The 18005-nt window shown below is 69.6% G+C and carries 14 protein-coding genes; 11 read left to right on the forward strand and 3 right to left on the reverse strand.

Translation table 11 applies throughout. From position 1 onward, the window contains the following. Nucleotides 1-28 precede the first annotated feature (28 nt). The 9 genes from FFS20_RS11990 (at nt 29) to FFS20_RS12030 (ending at nt 12868) form a co-directional block, all read left to right on the forward strand. Nucleotides 29-2065: a prolyl oligopeptidase family serine peptidase gene (locus FFS20_RS11990; protein ID WP_137826073.1), complete on the forward strand. Its 2037-nt coding sequence runs from the start codon at nt 29-31 to the stop codon at nt 2063-2065. Next, a complete protein-coding gene (locus tag FFS20_RS11995; protein ID WP_137826074.1) occupies nt 2022-3161 on the forward strand; it encodes a hypothetical protein in 1140 nt (379 codons plus the stop codon). The genes FFS20_RS11990 and FFS20_RS11995 overlap by 44 nt, the downstream gene beginning before the upstream one ends. Nucleotides 3162-3194: 33 nt before the next feature. Further along, nucleotides 3195-5357, forward strand: a complete 2163-nt coding sequence (ligA, locus tag FFS20_RS12000) for an NAD-dependent DNA ligase LigA (RefSeq protein WP_137826075.1) — start codon at nt 3195-3197, stop codon at nt 5355-5357. 62 nt (nt 5358-5419) lie between these two features. Beyond that, complete coding sequence (locus tag FFS20_RS12005) at nt 5420-5887, forward strand: hypothetical protein (protein WP_137826076.1); 468 nt, start codon at nt 5420-5422, stop codon at nt 5885-5887. 13 nt (nt 5888-5900) lie between these two features. Then, complete coding sequence (locus FFS20_RS12010) at nt 5901-8261, forward strand: molybdopterin-dependent oxidoreductase (RefSeq protein ID WP_137826077.1); 2361 nt, start codon at nt 5901-5903, stop codon at nt 8259-8261. A gap of 106 nt (nt 8262-8367) precedes the next feature. Further along, nucleotides 8368-8673 carry an Asp-tRNA(Asn)/Glu-tRNA(Gln) amidotransferase subunit GatC gene (gene gatC / locus FFS20_RS12015; protein WP_137826078.1) on the forward strand — a complete coding sequence of 102 codons (306 nt, stop codon included), beginning with the start codon at nt 8368-8370 and terminating at the stop codon, nt 8671-8673. Continuing rightward, nucleotides 8673-10172: an Asp-tRNA(Asn)/Glu-tRNA(Gln) amidotransferase subunit GatA gene (gene gatA, locus FFS20_RS12020; RefSeq protein ID WP_137826079.1), complete on the forward strand. Its 1500-nt coding sequence runs from the start codon at nt 8673-8675 to the stop codon at nt 10170-10172. Before gatC ends, gatA begins: the two co-directional genes overlap by 1 nt. Next, nucleotides 10169-11650 (forward strand): Asp-tRNA(Asn)/Glu-tRNA(Gln) amidotransferase subunit GatB, encoded by a 1482-nt coding sequence (gatB, locus tag FFS20_RS12025; RefSeq protein ID WP_137826080.1) that lies wholly within the window; start codon nt 10169-10171, stop codon nt 11648-11650. The genes gatA and gatB overlap by 4 nt, the downstream gene beginning before the upstream one ends. A 159-nt stretch (nt 11651-11809) precedes the next feature. Further along, nucleotides 11810-12868: a hypothetical protein gene (locus FFS20_RS12030; protein WP_137826081.1), complete on the forward strand. Its 1059-nt coding sequence runs from the start codon at nt 11810-11812 to the stop codon at nt 12866-12868. Nucleotides 12869-12909: 41 nt separating this feature from the next. Here FFS20_RS12030 and def read toward each other — a convergent pair whose 3' ends face one another. Then, nucleotides 12910-13482: a peptide deformylase gene (def, locus tag FFS20_RS12035; protein ID WP_137826082.1), complete on the reverse strand. Its 573-nt coding sequence runs from the start codon at nt 13480-13482 to the stop codon at nt 12910-12912. Between the two features lie 423 nt (nt 13483-13905). On the opposite strand from def, the gene cysK reads away from it, so the two are divergent. Continuing rightward, on the forward strand, nt 13906-14835 hold the full coding sequence (gene cysK / locus FFS20_RS12040; RefSeq protein ID WP_137826083.1) for a cysteine synthase A: 930 nt from the start codon (nt 13906-13908) through the stop codon (nt 14833-14835). A gap of 101 nt (nt 14836-14936) precedes the next feature. Further along, nucleotides 14937-15602 (forward strand): serine O-acetyltransferase EpsC, encoded by a 666-nt coding sequence (epsC, locus tag FFS20_RS12045; protein WP_137826084.1) that lies wholly within the window; start codon nt 14937-14939, stop codon nt 15600-15602. Between the two features lie 18 nt (nt 15603-15620). On the opposite strand, the gene FFS20_RS12050 is transcribed toward epsC, so the two are convergent. Then, nucleotides 15621-16706 carry a catalase family protein gene (locus FFS20_RS12050; protein WP_137826085.1) on the reverse strand — a complete coding sequence of 362 codons (1086 nt, stop codon included), beginning with the start codon at nt 16704-16706 and terminating at the stop codon, nt 15621-15623. A 10-nt stretch (nt 16707-16716) separates the two neighbouring features. After that, the coding region (locus FFS20_RS12055; RefSeq protein WP_137826086.1) for a Dyp-type peroxidase at nt 16717-18005 on the reverse strand (1289 nt) is incomplete at its 5' end.

Below are 18005 nucleotides of genomic sequence, written 5' to 3' on the forward strand. Positions count from 1 at the left end.
GGCCCGCCGGGGGCGGTAGCCTGGGGGAATGAAGGAATCGCCCCAGGACGTCGTCACCGCGCCGTACGGCACGTGGTCCTCGCCGCTGAGCGCAGCGGAGGTCGCCACCGGGGCAGCCCCGATCTTCGAAGCCGCCTTCCGCGGCGAGCACGTCTACTATTCGGCGAAGTTCCCCACCGAGAACTCCCGGACAGGTCTGGTCCGCACCTCCCTGTCGCATCCGGGCTCGGGGGAGCGGATCCTGCCGGAGCCGTTCAACATCCGCTCGGCCGTCCACGAATACGGCGGCGGAGCATGGGCGCTCGACCCCGACAGCGAGATCGTCTACTTCGTCAACGCCGCCGATCAGCGTGTCTGGCAGCTCATCCCCGGCCGCTCGCCGCATGCGCTCACACCGGAGACCTCGGGTCTCATCCGCTACGGCGACCTCCACATGACCCCGTGGGGGCTGCTCTGCGTGCGCGAGGACTGCCGCTCGACGGTGCGGCGGCGCTCGATCGTGCTCATCACCCGCTTCGGGACGATGCGTGAGCTCGCGACGCAGGCGCACTTCATGGCCTGGCCGCGGCTCTCCGCCGACGGCCGACTCCTCACGTTCATCGGGTGGGAGCACCCGCACATGCCGTGGGACGAGACGAGCCTGTGGGTCCTCGACCTCGGCACCGGGGGAGACCCGTCCGTAGCCGCCGTCCTCCACGGCAGGGAGGTCGCCCTCCTCCAACCGGAGTTCAGCGGACCGGCGACGCTGCGGCTGTGCTCGGATCATCAGGGGCACTGGGCGCTCTACGAACTCGACCTCGGGGGTGTGGTGGGCTCTGGGGCCGGTGCTGCGTCGTCGGCCGCCGAGGCGGGCGACCTCAGTCTGGCCGACCTCCGTCCCGTCCTCGACACGGGAACCGAGATCGGCGGACCGCTGTGGCAGCTCGGGGCGCTGTGGCACCTCGGCGACGGTCACGAGGTGTGGGCGCACGCGCAGTCGGACATGGCCGCCCTCGTGCGGGCGCGCGACACCGCCGCAAGGGATCTCCCCGCCGCCGGGGACGCTGCCACCGCCGCTCCCGCCGGTGCGGCCACTCCCACCGCCGCCTCGGCGCTCGTCGTCGAGGAGATCGCGACGCTCGGGAGCATCGAACTCCACGATCTCGGTCGCACCCACGTCCTGCTCACCGCGAAGTCCCCGGACTGCGCGGGCGCGCTCATCGCCGTCGACCGGGCGACCGGGACGTTCACGGAGATCGCAACGGAGCGCCTCGACGCCCACGCCGACTACTACGCGCACCCGCACACAACGGTCCTCGGCGGAGTCCCCGTCGTCCTCCACCCACCCCACAATCCCCGCTTCATCGCCCTCGACCGGGAGCGCCCGCCCTACGTCGTCATCGCCCACGGCGGACCGACCGGGCAGGCGACGGCGGACATGTCGGCGCGGATGAGCTTCTTCGCCTCCCGCGGCATCGGTGTCATGGAGGTCAACTACGGCGGGTCGACGGGCTTCGGCCGGGCCTGGCGCGAGCGCCTGCGCGGACAGTGGGGGATCGTCGACGTCGCCGACATCGTCGCAGCCGTTCAGGGCCTCATCGCTGCCGGTCTCGCCGACCCGCTGCGGATCGCGATCTCCGGCGGCTCGGCGGGAGGCTGGACGGCGCTGTCGGCGCTCATCAGCTCCGACGTCTTCGCGTGCGGCACCTCGTACTTCGGGGTCACCGACCTCATGCGGTTCGTCGTCGACACCCACGACTTCGAGAAGCACTACGTCGACGGTCTCGTCGGCCCCTGGCCCGAGGCACAGGATGCGCTCTTCTCCCGTTCGCCGATCCACCGCACGAGCGACATCAGGGTGCCCGTGGCGATCATGCAGGGCGACCGCGACCCGATCGTCCCGCCCAATCAGGCGCAGGAGTTCGTCGACATGCTCCGGTTGGCCGGAGTGGAGTACATTTACCGTCTGTACAAGGGCGAATCCCACGGCTTCGTCCGCACCGAGACCATCATCGATTCCCTGGAAAGCGAGTTCGGATTCTATGTCGACGTCTTCGGAATCCCCCGCAGCCGCAGGCACCGCTGAGACGCAGTCCCTGACCCCGTCGGCGACGACGACGTCGGTGTGGATTCCCGGTGGGGACAGCCTCGGCGCTTCCGACTCGGCCGCCGCGCCCCGACCCGGTGACGTGTCCCGGCGGGCCGCCTCGGCGGGCTTCGACGTCCTCGCCTCAGGCCTGCCTCCCGTTCCGCTCATCGCCCACCCCTCCGGTGACCGGTGGGGTGCCGACGCGATCGGCCGCGCCGTCGGCCTGCTCACCGACCTCCACGTCGACCGCGCGTCCTATGGGTGGCGGCTGACGGCCGCGGCGGGACGGGACGAACGGCTCGAGACCTCCGGACTCGGCGAAGCCCTTGACGCCGTCGCCGAATACGGCGAGGGCTTCCCCGGTGCTGTGCAGGTCTCCCTGCCGGGACCCTGGACGCTCGTCACCGCGCTCAGCCTGCCGTCGGGAGCCCGCGTCCTCGGCGACGCCGGAGCGCGACGCGACGTCGTCCAGGCCTACGCCTTCGGCATCGCCGGCCTCACCGAGAGGCTGCGCAGGCTTGGGCTGCGCACCGTCATCCGCTTCGCCGAGATGCGGCTCGACCCCGTCCTCACCGGCACCTGGCCCACCGTCTCCGGCTTCGCGAGCCTGCCCGCGATCAGCGAGACCCAGGTGTTCGCGGCGCTGACCTCGACCTTCGGTCACCTGCCGCCGTCCCTGCTCAGCCTCCCCGACCTCGCGCCCCTGCGGCTGCGCGGCAAGGAGATCCCCGCCGCCGAGGTGGTCGCCTCCACCGGCGCCGGCGCCGTGTCCGTGCCGTTGGCTAGTCTGAGGGCAGCAGGGTGGGAGCAGCTGGCGATCCTCGCCGAAGCGGGAGTCGGCACGTGGATCCGCCTGCCCGCCGACGCCGGTTCCCGACCTGGTGACGTGCGTCAGTGGCTCGACCGCATCGCCGAACCGTGGCAGCGGGTCGGCATGGGTGCGGCGAGCCTCGCGGACTTCGGCGTGCTCACGGGAGAGGAGCTGCCGCTGGGACACCCGCCGCTGCTCGCTCCGGCGGCGACGCCGGAGCGCGCCGATGAGCCGGCGATGCGACTGGCGGCGGGACTGCGGCGAGCCCTGACGGAGGGATAGATGAGCCAGACACAGCGAGACGGAGACACGACCATGGACGACACCTTGGACCTGCAGGACGCCGCGGCCCGGGCGAAGGCCCACGCCGCACTCGCCGAGCAGATCGAGTCGCATCGCGCCGCCTACTACAAGGACGATTCGCCGCTCGTCTCCGACGCCGAATACGACGAGCTCTCCCGCCGACTCGAAGCGCTCGAGGAGAAGTACCCGGAGCTCGTCACCGACTCCTCGCCCACGCAGACCGTCGGCGGATCCGTCGACACGACGACGTTCTCCCCGGTCACGCACATCGGGCGCATGTACAGCCTCGACAACGTCTTCGACTTCGCCGAGCTGCGCGAGTGGTACGACCGGGTCAGCGGCGCGGTGAGCGCTGAGTCGAAGTTCCTCTGCGAGCTCAAGATCGACGGACTCGCCGTCAACCTCCTCTACCGGGACGGCGAACTCGTCCGCGCCGCGACCCGCGGCGACGGGCGCATCGGCGAGGACATCACCGCGAACGTCCGGACGATCTCCGACATCCCGCAGCACCTCGACACGGAGTTCCCGCCCGCCGAGGTGGAGATCCGCGGCGAGGTGTTCTTCCCCATCGAGGCCTTCGCCGAACTCAACGCGCAGCTCGTCGCCGAGGGCAAACCCCCGTTCGCCAACCCCCGCAACTCCGCCGCCGGGTCGCTGCGGCAGAAGGACCCGGCGGTCACGGCGAGCCGTCCGCTGCACATGCTCGTCCACGGCATCGCCGCATGGACGCCCGCCGACGCCTCGCACCCGGAGCCGAAGGAGCAGTCGGAGGTCTACGAGCAGTTCCGCTCGTGGGGTCTGCCGATCAGCGAGTACTACAAGGTCCTCGAGACCGTCGAGGAGATCGAGGAGTTCATCTCCTACTACGGTGAGCACCGCCACGACGTCTCCCACGAGATCGACGGCATCGTCGTCAAGATCGACGACTTCGCCGTCCAGGAGGCGCTCGGCTACACCTCACGGGCCCCGCGTTGGGCGACGGCGTTCAAGTACCCGCCCGAGGAGGTGACGACGAAGCTCCTCGACATCCAGGTGCAGGTGGGGCGCACCGGCCGCGTCACCCCGTTCGCGGTGATGGAACCCGTCACCGTCGCCGGCTCCACCGTCGAACGCGCGACGCTGCACAACGGATACGAGGTCAAGCGCAAGGGCGTGCTCATCGGCGACACCGTCACCCTGCGCAAGGCCGGAGACGTCATCCCCGAGGTGCTCGGCCCCGTCGTCGCCGCCCGCGACGGCTCCGAACGCGAATTCGTCATGCCCACCCACTGCCCGTCGTGCGGGACCCTCCTCGGCGAGCAGAAGGAGGGCGACAAGGACGTCCGCTGCCCGAACGCGCAGTCGTGCCCGGCGCAGGTGACCAACCGGATCTTCTACCTCGCCTCCCGGGCCGCCTTCGACATCGAAGCCCTCGGCGAGGAGGCCGCCCTTGCGCTCACCGCGCCCGCCGAACCCGCGACCCCGCCGCTGTCCTCGGAGGCCGGACTCTTCGACCTCACCCCCGACGATCTCGCGGACGTGAAGATCTGGCGGAACAAGCGCGTCAAGGGCGTCGAGACGGGGGAGCGGGAACTCGTCCCGTACTTCTACACCCGGGGGACGGCGAAGAAGCCGAGTGCCCCGAGCCAGAACACGAAGAAGCTCTTCGCCGAACTCGACAAGGCCCGCGACCAGGACTTGTGGCGGGTGCTCGTGGCGCTGTCGATCCGCCACGTCGGACCGACCGCCGCCCGGACCCTGGCCGCCCACTTCCACTCCCTCGACGCCATCCGCGAGGCGAGCCTCGAGGAGCTCTCCGCCGTCGACGGGATCGGGGAGACGATCGCTGCGAGCATCCGCGACTGGTTCACCGTCGACTGGCACCTCGAGATCGTCGACCGGTGGCGTGCCGCCGGAGTCCGGATGGAAGACGAAGTCGGTGAGACCGCACCGCAGACCCTGGCCGGGCTGACGATCGTCGCCACCGGATCGCTGAGCACGTTCACCCGCGACGGCATCAAGGAGGCGATCCTCGCCGCCGGCGGCAAGGCTGCGAGTTCCGTGTCGAAGAAGACCGACTACGTCGTCGCCGGGGAGAACGCCGGATCGAAGCTCGAGAAGGCCGAAGCGCTCGGGGTGCCCGTGCTCGACGAAGACGGCTTCCGGACGCTGCTGGCGACCGGGTCCCTTGCCTGAGACCAGGAACGTCTCAGGCGGAGCGGAGAATGAGGACAGAATGGTTTGGCAGAGTGGGAGCCATGAAGGCATTCCCCCGCTTGATCGCCGGCACCGCGGTCGCTCTGGCAGCAGTTCTCACCGCGGCACCTCTGGGAGCGGGTCTCGCCGACTTCGTCCTCAGCCCTGACCACCACACGAAGCGCAGCACCGCGCCGACGGCCGGGGCTCCGCAGGAGCAGGGCGAACCGTGGGGCGGGGGACTGCCCGGCAGCGCCGAACGCGGTGAGGGACTCGAGAGACCCGAACCGCTCGCCCTCGCCCCGCGCACCACCGACGCCGCCGTCACGGCTGCGACGTCACCGAACCTCACGCTCGCCGCCGGGACGGGAGGCGAATCGGTCGAATCGCGGATCACCGAACTCGCCGCCGACCTCCAGGCAGGCGTGCGCGCCGGCGAATTCACCCAGGCCGACGCCGACCGCGTCCTCGGCGACATGGCGGGCTACATCCGCGGTGAGCGAACCTGGCCGGAGCGCGTGAGCGTGTGATAGAGAGGACCCCATGAGCACTGTTCCGCACAGTTCGCACTGGGGGTCCTTCACCGCAGTCGTCGACGACGACACCCTCATCGAGGCGGTTCCGCCCGACACCGATGCCCGCCCGAGCCGACTCATCCACGACTTCGCCGACTCCGTCGACTCCGACCTGCGCGTGCGCCGACCCGCCGTGCGACGCTCGTGGCTGACGGCAGTGCGCGCCGAACGCCGCGGCGAGACGGGATCGGCGCCGGACGCCTCCGCCCGCCGCACCGATGAGCGCAGAACCGATCTGCGCGGCGCCGAGCCCTTCGTCGAGATCGACTGGGACGAGGCCCTCGACCTCGTCGCCGGGGAACTCGAGCGGGTGCGCAGCGAGCACGGAAATGCGGCGATCTTCGGCGGGTCCTACGGCTGGGCGAGCGCCGGACGATTCCACCACGCCCGCACCCAGCTCCACCGGTTCCTCAACGCCTTCGGCGGACACACCTCGCAGGTCGGCAACTATAGCTTCGGGGCGGCGGCGATGATCCTCCCGCACGTCCTCGGGCCCGCCCAGTTCGCCAACGGTCGGCTCAGCAGCTGGGACGTCGTCTCCGAGCACACCCGGCTGTGGGTGATGTTCGGCGGGATCGCGCTGAAGAACACTCAGCTCGAATCCGGGGGCCTCTCCGACCACCCGATCCCCGACCGGCTGCGGGCCACCCACGACAACGGCTGCCGGTTCGTCTCCGTCTCCCCGCTCAGGGACGACGCCCCCGATTTCCTCGACCCGCAGTGGCTGCCGGTGCGACCGAACACGGACACCGCGCTCATGCTCGGACTCGCCCACACGCTGCTGACGGAGGACCTCCACGACGAGGAGTTCCTCACCACCCACTGCGTCGGGTGGGAGCGCTTCGGCCACTACCTCCTCGGCGACAGCGACGGCATCGCCAAGGACGCCGACTGGGCGGCCGAGATCACCCGGATCCCTGCGGAGACGATCCGCGAACTGGCGCGTGAGATGGCGGGCACGACGACGATGATCTCCGTCGCCTGGTCGCTGCAGCGCGCCGACCACGGTGAGCAGCCGTACTGGGCGGCGCTCGCGCTCGCGGCGATGCTCGGACAGATCGGCCTGCCCGGAGCGGGGTTCGGATTCGGGTACGGGGCCGCAGGCACGATGGGCAACTGGCAGTATCCGTTCCCCGCGCCGCGCCTGCCCGTCGGGGAGAACCCGGTGACGGCGCCGATCCCGGCCGCCCGCATCGCCGACATGCTCCTCCACCCCGGTGAGGACTACGAGTTCAACGGCGAGGTGAGGACTTATCCCGACACCCGCCTCGTCTACTGGGCGGGCGGGAACCCCTTCCACCACCATCAGGACCTCAACCGGCTGCGCCGCGGATGGCAGCGGCCGGAGACGATCGTCGTCCACGAACCCTTCTGGACGGCCACGGCCCGGCAGGCCGACATCGTCCTGCCCGCGACGACGACCCTTGAGCGCAACGACCTCGGCGCCGCCTCGGGGGACAAGCGCATCGTCGCCATGCACCGGGCGCTCAATCCCCGCCATGCGGCCCGCGCTGACTGGGACATCTTCTCAGCGCTCGCGGCCCGGATCGGCACGCACGAGTCCTTCACCGCGGGCCGGACTGAGATGGAGTGGATCGAACACCTCTACACGCGCACCCGGCAGGCCGCTGCCGCCCATGACATCGCGCTGCCCGACTTCGCCACGTTCTGGGCGGACGGGGGAGTCGACGTCCCGCAGGGCAGCACGGTGCTGCTCGCGGACTTCCGCGCCGATCCCGCAGGCCATCCGCTGTCGACCCCGTCGGGGCGGATCGAGCTCTTCTCCGAGACCATCGACGCCTTCGGCTACGACGACTGCCCCGGACACCCCGCGTGGCTGCCCCCGATCGAATGGCTCGGCGCTGCCGACGCCCCGGCCGGGTCGCTCCATCTCGTGTCGAACCAGCCGGGGCAGCGCCTCCACAGCCAGCTCGACACGGGTGAGACGAGCCAGGCGGCGAAGATCGCCGGACGCGAACCCTGCCGCCTCAACCCCGCCGACGCCGCGGCCCGCGGCATCGCCGACGGCGACGTCGTCCGCATCGTCAACTCCCGGGGCGCGTGCCTGGCCGGGGTCGAACTGAGCGAGGACATCAGCGCCGGCGTCGTCCAGCTCTCCGCCGGGGCTTGGTATGAGGCCGCGGACCCGACCGACCCCGCCTCGCTCGAGGTCCACGGCAACCCCAATGTCCTCACCGCCGATCACGGCACGTCCCGCCTCGCGCAGGGACCCGCGGCGCTGTCGACGCTCGTGCGGGTCGAACCGGTCGATGCCGCCGGCCTGCCGCCGGTGACGGTGACGAGTCGACCCCCGGTCTTCGCACGGTGAGCACGCCCGCCTCGGCGAGGGATGGGTCACGGTCACAGCGTGCCGGTGCGCGCAGGTCGAGACATTAGACTGGAGCGCAGTGTTGAACGACGATGAAAGGCAGGGAATGACGGAGTCCTCCGCAATCACCCCCGAACAGGTGGCGCACTTGGCGTCGCTGTCGCGGATCGCCATGAGCGAAGACGAACTGGCCGCACTCGCCGGCGATCTCTCGACGATCCTGGAGAACGTCGCGAGGGTCAACGAGGTCGTCGGTGACGACGTTCCGGCCACGAGCCACCCGATCGCCCTGTCGAACGTGCTCCGTCCCGACGAGGTCGGCGCGACCCTGACGAGCGAGCAGGCGCTCGCCGCCGCTCCGGCCGCAGCCGACGACAAGTTCCTCGTCCCCCAGATCCTCGGGGAGGAATGATGAGCGAACTCATTGCCAAGAGCGCCCTCGAACTCGCCGCAGGACTGACATCCGGCGAGTTCTCCTCCGTTGAGGTCACCCAGGCCCACCTCGACCGCATCCGCGACACCGAGGAGGACTTCGGCTCCTTCATCACCGTCACCGACGACCTCGCCCTGGCCACGGCGAAGGACGTCGACGACCGGCGCAGCCGCGGTGAGGACCTCCACGCGCTGGCCGGTGTGCCCGTCGCCCTCAAGGACCTCGTCGTCACCGAGGGCGTCCGCACGACCGCAGCCTCGAAGATCCTCGAGAACTGGGTTCCCCCGTACGAATCGACCGTCCACCTCAAGGTCAAGGCCGCGGGCCTGCCGGTCCTCGGCAAGACGAACCTCGACGAGTTCGCGATGGGATCGACGACCGAGCACTCGGCCTTCGGCACGACCCGCAACCCGTGGAACCTCGAGCACGTTCCCGGCGGCTCCTCGGGCGGTGCGGCCGCCGCGCTCGCCGGCTTCCAGGCCCCGCTGTCGGTCGGCACCGACACCGGCGGCTCGGTGCGCCAGCCCGCGGCCTTCACCGGCACGGTCGGCGTCAAGCCCACCTACGGGTCGATCTCGCGCTACGGCATCATCGCGATGGCCTCGAGCCTCGACCAGGTCGGCCCGATGGGCCGCAGCGTCGCCGATGCCGCGGCCCTGCACATGCTGCTCGCCGGACACGACCCGCTCGACTCGACCTCGCTGCCCGACCCGGTCGACGACTTCGTCGCGCTCGCGCAGAACGGAACGCTCAAGGGCAAGAAGCTCGGCGTCATCAAGCAGCTCATCGGCGAGGGCTACGACGCCGGGGTCCGCGACGCGTTCACCGCAGCCCTCGACGTCGCCGCTGCCGCGGGGGCGGAGATCATCGAGGTCGACGTGCCTTCGATCTCCTACGCCCTCGACGCGTACTACCTCATCATGCCCTCCGAGGTGTCCTCGAACCTCGCCCGCTACGACGGCATGCGCTACGGTCTGCGCGTCGAACCGACCGAGGGGCCGGTGACCGCCGAGACCGTCATGGCCGCGACCCGCGCTGCCGGCTTCGGTGCGGAGGTCAAGCGCCGCATCATCCTCGGCACGTACGCGCTCTCGGCCGGATACTACGACGCCTACTACGGGTCGGCGCAGAAGATCCGCACCCTCGTGCAGCGGGACTTCGCGAAGGCCTTCGACTCCGTTGACGTCCTCGTCTCCCCGACGGCCCCGACGACGGCGCTGAAGTTCGGGGCGGAGTCCGCCTCCGACCCGATGGCCCTCTACCTCGGCGACGTCGCGACCCTGCCGGCGAACCTCGCGGGCATCCCGGGCCTCTCGCTGCCCGCCGGCCTCGCCGACGGCCTGCCCGTCGGCTTCCAGGTGCTCGCCCCGGCGCGTGAGGACCGGCGGATGTACGCCGTCGCCGGCCCCCTCGAGGCCGCTCTCGAAGCCGCCGGATCCCGTGTCCTCGACACCCTTGCGGAAGGACTGACCAAGTGAAGTACGAAGAGGCGATCACCAAGTACGATCCGGTCATCGGCATCGAGGTCCACGTCGAGCTCGGCACGGCGACGAAGATGTTCGACGCCGCCCCGAACACCTTCGGCGGCGGACCGAACTCGAACATCACCCCGACCTCGCTCGGTCTGCCCGGCTCCCTGCCCGTCGTCAACGCCAAGGGCGTCGAGTACGCGATCAGGATCGGTCTGGCGCTCGGCTGCGAGATCGCCGAATCCTGCCGCTTCGCCCGGAAGAACTACTTCTACCCGGACGTGCCCAAGGACTTCCAGACGAGCCAGTCCGATGAGCCCATCGCCTCCGAGGGCCAGGTCGAGGTCGAACTCGAGGACGGCACCCAGTTCACGATCCCCGTCGAACGCGCCCACATGGAGGAGGACGCGGGCAAGAACACGCACGTGGGTGGGGCGACCGGCCGCATCCACGGAGCCGACCACTCGCTCGTCGACTACAACCGAGCCGGGGTGCCCCTCGTCGAGATCGTCACCCACCCGATCACGGGCACGGGGGAGCGGGCCGCCGAGGTGGCCGCCGCCTATGTCCGGACCCTGCGCGACATCTTCCGCGCCCTCGGCGTCTCCGAGGCGCGGATGGAGCAGGGCAACGTCCGCGCCGATGTCAACGTCTCCCTGCGGGAGAGCCCCGAGGCACCGCTGGGCACCCGCACGGAGACGAAGAACGTCAACTCGTTCCGCTCGATCGAACGCGCCGTGCGCTACGAGATCGCCCGCCAGGCCACCGTCCTCGACGCCGGTGAGAAGGTCGTCCAGGAGACCCGCCACTTCCATGAGGACACCGGTGAGACGACCTCGGGCCGCCTGAAGTCCGACGCCGACGACTACCGGTACTTCCCGGAGCCGGACCTCGTCCCGCTCGTGCCCTCCCGCGACTGGGTCGCCGAGATCAAGGAGTCGCTGCCCGAGCTGCCCGCCCAGAAGCGCCGCCGACTGACCGCCGAATGGGGCTTCTCCGATCTCGAGATGCGCGACATCGTCAACGCCGGTCTCCTCGAGGCCATCGAGGACACCGTCACCGCCGGGGCGCCCGCCGCTGCCGCCCGCAAATGGTGGACCGGTGAGGTCGCGAGACTCGCCAACCAGCGAGAGATCCACCCGACCGAGCTCGTCACCCCGGCCCAGGTCGCCGATCTCACGGCCCTGCTCGCCGACGGCAAGCTCAACGACCGGCTGGCGAAGGAAGTCCTCGCCGGAGTCGCCGACGGAGAGGGCGACCCCGCCGAGGTGATGGCTGCCCGCGGTCTCGAGATCGTCGAGGACACCGGTGCGCTCGAGGCCGCCGTCGACGAGGCGATCGCCGGCAACCCCGACGTCGTCGAGAAGATCAGGGGCGGGAAGATGCAGGCCATCGGCGCGCTCATGGGGCCGATCATGAAGGCCACCCGCGGTCAGGCCGACGCCGGCAAGGCCAAAGAGCTCATCCTCGCGAAGATCAACGGCTGACGCCCAGCCGGACTCAGCGTTGATCCAGCCACACCCTCTAGACTTCTGAGCAATGGGGACCCCCGGGGTTCCCGCAGAGAGTCGGAGGGTGTGGCTGTTCGCATTCTCCCCGGAGCGCGCGTCGGCGGCCGAGCCGGCTCGCCCCTGCTGAGCGTGGAGGTGGACGCAGTGGCACATGCGTGGAAGTCGCTGTGGAAGGACGAATGCGGCAGAACCGTGCCGATCTACCGGGTGCTGGTGCCCGACAGCGTGAACGAGGAGATCCTCGCCGCCTGGAAGGCCCGCGGCTACCGGTACACGGCCGGAGCCCCGAGCGCGATCATGCTCACCGGCGCGATGCGCCGGAACTTCTTCCGCACCTCCGCGGTGTTCAAGGGCGGGACGGCCACGGGTGCGGCCGTGACCACGGGCTTCGCCGCTCCCGGCGGCCTTGCGCTGCTCGCGGGGTACCTCGATGCCGCCCTGACCTTCGGCGTCCTCGGTGGGGCGACGGCTGTGGGCACCGGTGTCTTCGCCGCCGTGACGGGACCGAAGTACCTGCGCGATCCCCGCCGCCTCAACCGCCGCAACCGGCAACGCGCGGCACACGCCGAGTGGTTGACACCGGCGAGCCTCGGCTTCCAGCCCGGCCGGAAGGAAGGACGCGACACCGATGAGCAGCGTCTCTTCCATCTCGCCGTCACCATCGCCCGCAAGATCGTGCGCACCCGCGCCTGGACGCATCCGATCCTCACCGACCACGTCTCCCGCGTCGACCTCGACCACGCCGTGGCGTCGATCGGTGTGCGGCTGCGCGAACTCGTCCGCCTCCGCGAGGAGATCGAGAGCATCAAGGACGCGGGCACGGCGAAGACCGTCGATGCGTACCTGACGAAGCTCGCGGTCGCGTTCACCTCGATGGCCAATCGCGTCGTGTCGATGCACGACTACTATCTGCGGCTGCTCGAGCTCGACCAGCAGCTCGTGCTGCTCCACAACTCCGAGCGCTCGCGGGAGCTCGGCGACCGGGTCCTCGACGTCCTCTCCCGCACCGCCGCCGACGATTCCGCCGACTGGCAGTTCCGGGAGCTGCGCATCGACGCGGACTCCCAGGCCGAGGTCATCTCCGGTCTCCTCACCGAGCTCGAGGAGACTGCCGACACCTTCGACGACTTCGACACCCGGCTGGCCGCGGCGCAGAAGTCACTCGAGACCGGAGACGGCGCGCCCGCACAGTGAGCAGAATGCTCAGTGGCCCGGTGCCTCGGTGACCTGATCGCTCAGTGGCCGAACGGATCCGGGTCGACGCCCGGCATCCAGGACATTCCCGGTTCGCCGTAGCCGGCCGCGGCCTGCTCCTTCTTCCACTTCTTCGCCCAGCGCTTGTCGAGCCTGTCGACGTAGAGGGTGCCCTGGAGGTGGTCGAACTCGTGCTGCATGACGCGGGCGAACCAGCCCTCGGCGCTCAGTGAGACGGGCTCGCCCGCCTCGTCGACGCCGGTGACCGTGACCCGGTCGGCGCGCTTGAGCGGGTAGTCGAGGCTCGGCACCGACAGACATCCTTCGGTGTCCTCGCCGGGATCGGGGCGACCGTCGGGCACCCGGGAGGCGACGAGTCGGGGATTGACGAAGGTCCCGCGGCGGCGCACCCCGGCGTCATCCTCGGCGTGGTAGACGAAGATCCGCAGACCCACGCCGATCTGCGGCGCGGCGAGACCGACTCCGTTGCTCGCATCGAGGGTCTCGTGCATGTCGGCGACGAGAGTCCGGAGGGCGTCATCGAACTCCGTGACGGGGTCGGCAGGGCGGTGGAGCACGGGTTCGCCGTAGATGACGATGGGATGAACGGTCATGGTCTCCATCGTATCGAGCCGCAGGCAGGGCGGGGGCCCGCTGCGGACGAGAGCTTCGTCATCCGCAGACCCGCCGAATTGTCTCAGAATTCGCGCTGAGGTCGCCTGCGCGCGGCAGCGCTCGGTCAACGGGCGAGGCGCCCGAGCGCGCCCACTGCGCCTGTAATTGCTCAGCGGTTATCGACACCACTCCGAGTTTCGGAGCAACCAGGCACGTGTGAACGCGCACGGTGCCAGGTCATTCATTCCGTGCGTCGGAATGTGACGCAGGATTTCGCCCCCAGCGAACACTGATTGTTGAGCAACCTGTGAGGAGGCGATCGTCGGGACCGCGTGGTTAAGATGGGCGTGTGACGTCTCGTTCCACGAGATGACAGCCGCAGCCGAGGCTCGACTGCCCACGGACATCTGGAAGGACATGACTTGACCATCTACAGCAACGTCTCCGAACTCGTCGGTCGCACCCCGCTCATCCGCCTCAATCAGGCCAGCGAGCGCACCGGGGCCGAGATCATCGCGAAGCTCGAATCCTACAATCCGGCGAACTCGGTCAAGGACCGCATCGGCGTGGCGATGATCGACGCCGCCGAGGCGTCCGGTCAGCTCCAGCCCGGCGGCACGATCGTCGAAGCGACCTCGGGCAACACCGGCATCGCCCTGGCCATGGTCGGGGCCTCCCGCGGCTACAAGGTCGTCCTCACGATGCCGGAGTCGATGTCGAAGGAGCGCCGCGCCCTGCTGCGCGCCTTCGGCGCCGAACTCGTCCTCACCGACAAGGCCCTGGGTATGAAGGGCGCGGTCGAGAAGGCCGAGGAGATCGCCGCCGACGGCGCGGTGCTCGTGCGTCAGTTCGAGAACGAGGCGAACGCCGCCATCCACAAGGCGACGACCGGCCCTGAGATCCTCGCCGACACCGATGGCGACATCGACGTCTTCGTCTCCGGCATCGGCACCGGCGGTACGATCTCCGGTGCGGGAGCCGCCCTGCGCGAGGCGAAGCCCGACGTCCGGATCGTCGCCGTCGAGCCCTCGGCGTCGCCCCTGCTCACCGAGGGCAAAGCCGGTCCGCACACGATCCAGGGCATCGGCGCGAACTTCGTCCCGGCGATCCTCGACACCGAGATCTACGACGAGGTCATCGACATCGACAACGACGCCGCCTTCGATCGGGCCCGTGAGCTCGCGAAGGAGGAGGGCCTGCTCGTCGGCATCTCCTCCGGCGCCGCGCTCGTCGCCGCCGAACAGGTCGCCTCGCGGCCGGAGTTCGCCGGCAAGCGCATCGTCGTCATCCTCCCGGACTTCGGCGAGCGCTACCTCTCGACGCCGCTCTTCTCCCAGTACCTCGACGACTGAGGGGACCGACAGCACGGGATCGCTCAAGGGGCGTCGGTCACCGGCGCCCCTTGAGCACTCTGTGAGGGGAAGAGAAGCACACGGGATGAGGAGATGAGGACATGAAGGCACTGTGGGCGGCGGCAGCCGCCGCGGCGGGTGCGGCGGCATACGGTCTGACGAGGCCGAGGGTCCGGGCCGCACTGCGGGAGGACCTCGACACCGTCAAGCGCCGCGACCCGGCGGCCTCGAGCGATCTCGTCTCGATCCTCTCCTACCCGGGCCTCCATGCGATCTGGGCCCACCGTGGACTCCACCGGATGTGGCAGCACGATGAGCTCAAGGTCCCCGCGCGACTCCTGTCCCAAGCGGTGCGGGCGCTGACCGGGGTCGAGATCCACCCCGGTGCGACGATCGGCAGACGCTTCTTCATCGACCATGCCAACGGCGTCGTCATCGGCGAGACCTCGGACATCGGCGACGACGTCATGCTCTACCACCAGGTCACCCTCGGCGGCACGTCGATGGAGAAGACGAAGCGGCACCCCACGATCGGCAACCACGTCCTCGTCGGCGCCGGTGCGAAGATCCTCGGACCCGTCGTCGTCGGCGACAACTCCTCGGTCGGGGCGAACGCCGTCGTCGTCAAGGACGTCCCCGCCGAATCGAGCGCGGTCGGCATCCCCGCCACCGTCCGCCCGAAGCGCACCGGTGCTGCTCCGGCGCCGGAGCCGCAGGAGTCGGCAGAGGCGGACTTCGAGCTCTTCGATCCCGCGATCTGGATCTGACCCGACCAGCACCTCAGCTCAGTCGGGCAGTTCCGAGATGTCCTGCGGCTCATGGGCTGCGACTTGGTTGTATCCATGTCGGAAGTGTGAGGACGAGGGATACGCGCGGGCCCGTGAGCGCATGATGGCTCCGAGCGGGCGATGCGCAGCCAGCGCGTGCCAGGGGCTGAATGAGAGTGTGTCGTCAGCGTAGATGCGGCGGGCATCGCTGTATGTCTCCTGCGCAGGCAGATGCAAGGTGGCGACGGAGACGTGCTGTGACTTCGCCTCGTTCCAGGTGACCGATGCGTCCTCGATGGGCATCTCGGCCGGATCGATGCACAGCTGCGCGCGGATATCGTACTCGCCGGCGTTGTGGGCGAAGTAGTCCGCCACCACCTGCTGGAGTGCGGACTCACCCTTGGGGATCGCGGCTCCGGTGCGGGCACGCAGCGCCGGGGTGCGCGGAGCAGCGCTGATCTTCGCGACGTAGTCCCCGTGACGCAGCGCCGCGAGCGAGTTGAATGTCTCACCGAGGATGTCGTTGTTGCTCGCAGTGGCCACCTCGACGGGAACCGGCAGCGGGCGTCGGGCCGCGGTGAGGACCGCAGCAACCGCCTTCGCCGCTCGGGTCGAGGAGCGGATCTCGGAGTCGGTCTGACCCGGCTGGGCTTCGAGAACCTTCTGGAACTCCAAATACTTCTCGAGCGTCCCGAACGGCAGTCTTTCGTCGTTGACGAGGAGGAAGTCCTGTGTGATCGCGCCGTCGTCGACGGCGCGCTCGCCTGGCACTCCGATCACTTTGACGGCCATGCCGCGGTGGGTGTTCAACTCGTCCGAGCGCAGGTCGCCCGGAGCCGTGCTCAAGCGGACGATCACCGGATAGGTCGCCGGTTCGGCGAACAGACCCTGCCGGTAGGGTGCGGGGGCATCGGCATGGATGCGCAGTTCTCCGGCGAGGATGCCGTGACTCTTCGCATGGGCATCGCGGAGGCCGTGTCTGTGCTTCTCGGCGACGGCCTGGTTGGCGCGGCCCATCGAGGCGAGGATCGTGGCGATGATCTCGTCTTCGTTCTCGGCCGGCTGTTCCAGGTCGTCTCGGTAGCGGGTGAAGGTCGTTGTCACGTCAGTCCTTTCAGAGGTCGCCCAGCCACTTGAGTGCCGTGAGGCTGGGCATGAAGAAGTACTCCCCGCCGTCGAGCGTGTTGAACGTCTCGATTCCGGAGATGCGCCGAGGCGGGGTGCCGGGCACGGTGAAGTAGGCGTTGTCGTCCTGAACGCCGAGCAGTGGATCCTTCTCCGTTCCCCGGCCGATGAAGTTGCCGGAATTGATCCATTCGCTCTGCAGGAACTCGACGGTGTCGATCGCTCGGGCGCTGATGGCGATGAAGTCGAGACCGCGCGGTCGGCCGTCGTCGCACAGCGAATCGCCCAGCGGCTCTCCGTAGGTGGTGGATCGGCGGATGATGCGGCGGATGTTGACGTCGCTGAGCACCTTCAACTGCGTGTCGCGAGGATTCATCCGTCGGATGTGCGACCCGACCGGAGTGCGCAGGCCCAACGCATCGCCGCTGTAGCGGAAGTCGTTGTTGCGTGAGTCGTCGGCTCCGAGCTCGGGGTCGTCGTGATCGGGGGCGAGTTCGAGGGGTGCGCCGCTGCGCCAGCGGCCCACGAGCTTCGCGGCGAGGAGCTCACGCCCCTCCTCCGTGTCGGCGCCGCGGTGGAGGTAGCGGTTGAACGCGTCGACATGGGAGTGGTACTTGCGGAAGACGAGGTAGGTGCCGTTCCGGCCGAGCGAATCCGGCGCTGGAGAGTCCAATACGTGGCCACCCTCTGAGGGATAGCCGAGGATGAACTCTCCGGGTCGGATCGCACGCCCGTCCCCGGGCCATCCCTCCACGCCGCTGCCTTCGACGACGGGCTGCGTGAAGCCGTCCTTGAAGCCGAACGCGTTTCGGGAGTCTGGCTGTGCCCCGAAGTCCTGCCGCAGCAGGACGCGGAGACCGGTGAGCATGGACAGCTGCTCTTCGTAGCCGGTCAGTTCCCTGCGCCAGGCCTCCTCCGAGTCCGCGTACACGCTGACCATGAGGTGCACGCGCCCGGTGCCGAACGGTGACTGCCATCGCGACGGGTCGTTCGGCCCGTGGTCACGGAGTCTGTCCGCTCGTGCCGCCATGCCCTCGCGGAAGGCCCGGGGAAAGGACTCCAGTGAGGAGCGCGGCACCTCGAGCGCCTCGAGCCCGGGATACGTCAGCGCTGCCGCGGTCCACGCGGGACGCGGTTCCCGCCAGTCGGCAGCCGACGTCACTCGGGTGAGCAGCTTGCGCACGGCTTCACGTCCGCCGGCGGGATCGGTGATCTCGACGAAGGCGTGGCTGCCGTAGTACGGCGCCGGACGTGGGCGGAGGATGAGCGCCTGGATGT

Origin of the sequence: Brevibacterium sp. 2SA (assembly GCF_005502845.1) — a bacterium.
Classification (GTDB): domain Bacteria; phylum Actinomycetota; class Actinomycetes; order Actinomycetales; family Brevibacteriaceae; genus Brevibacterium.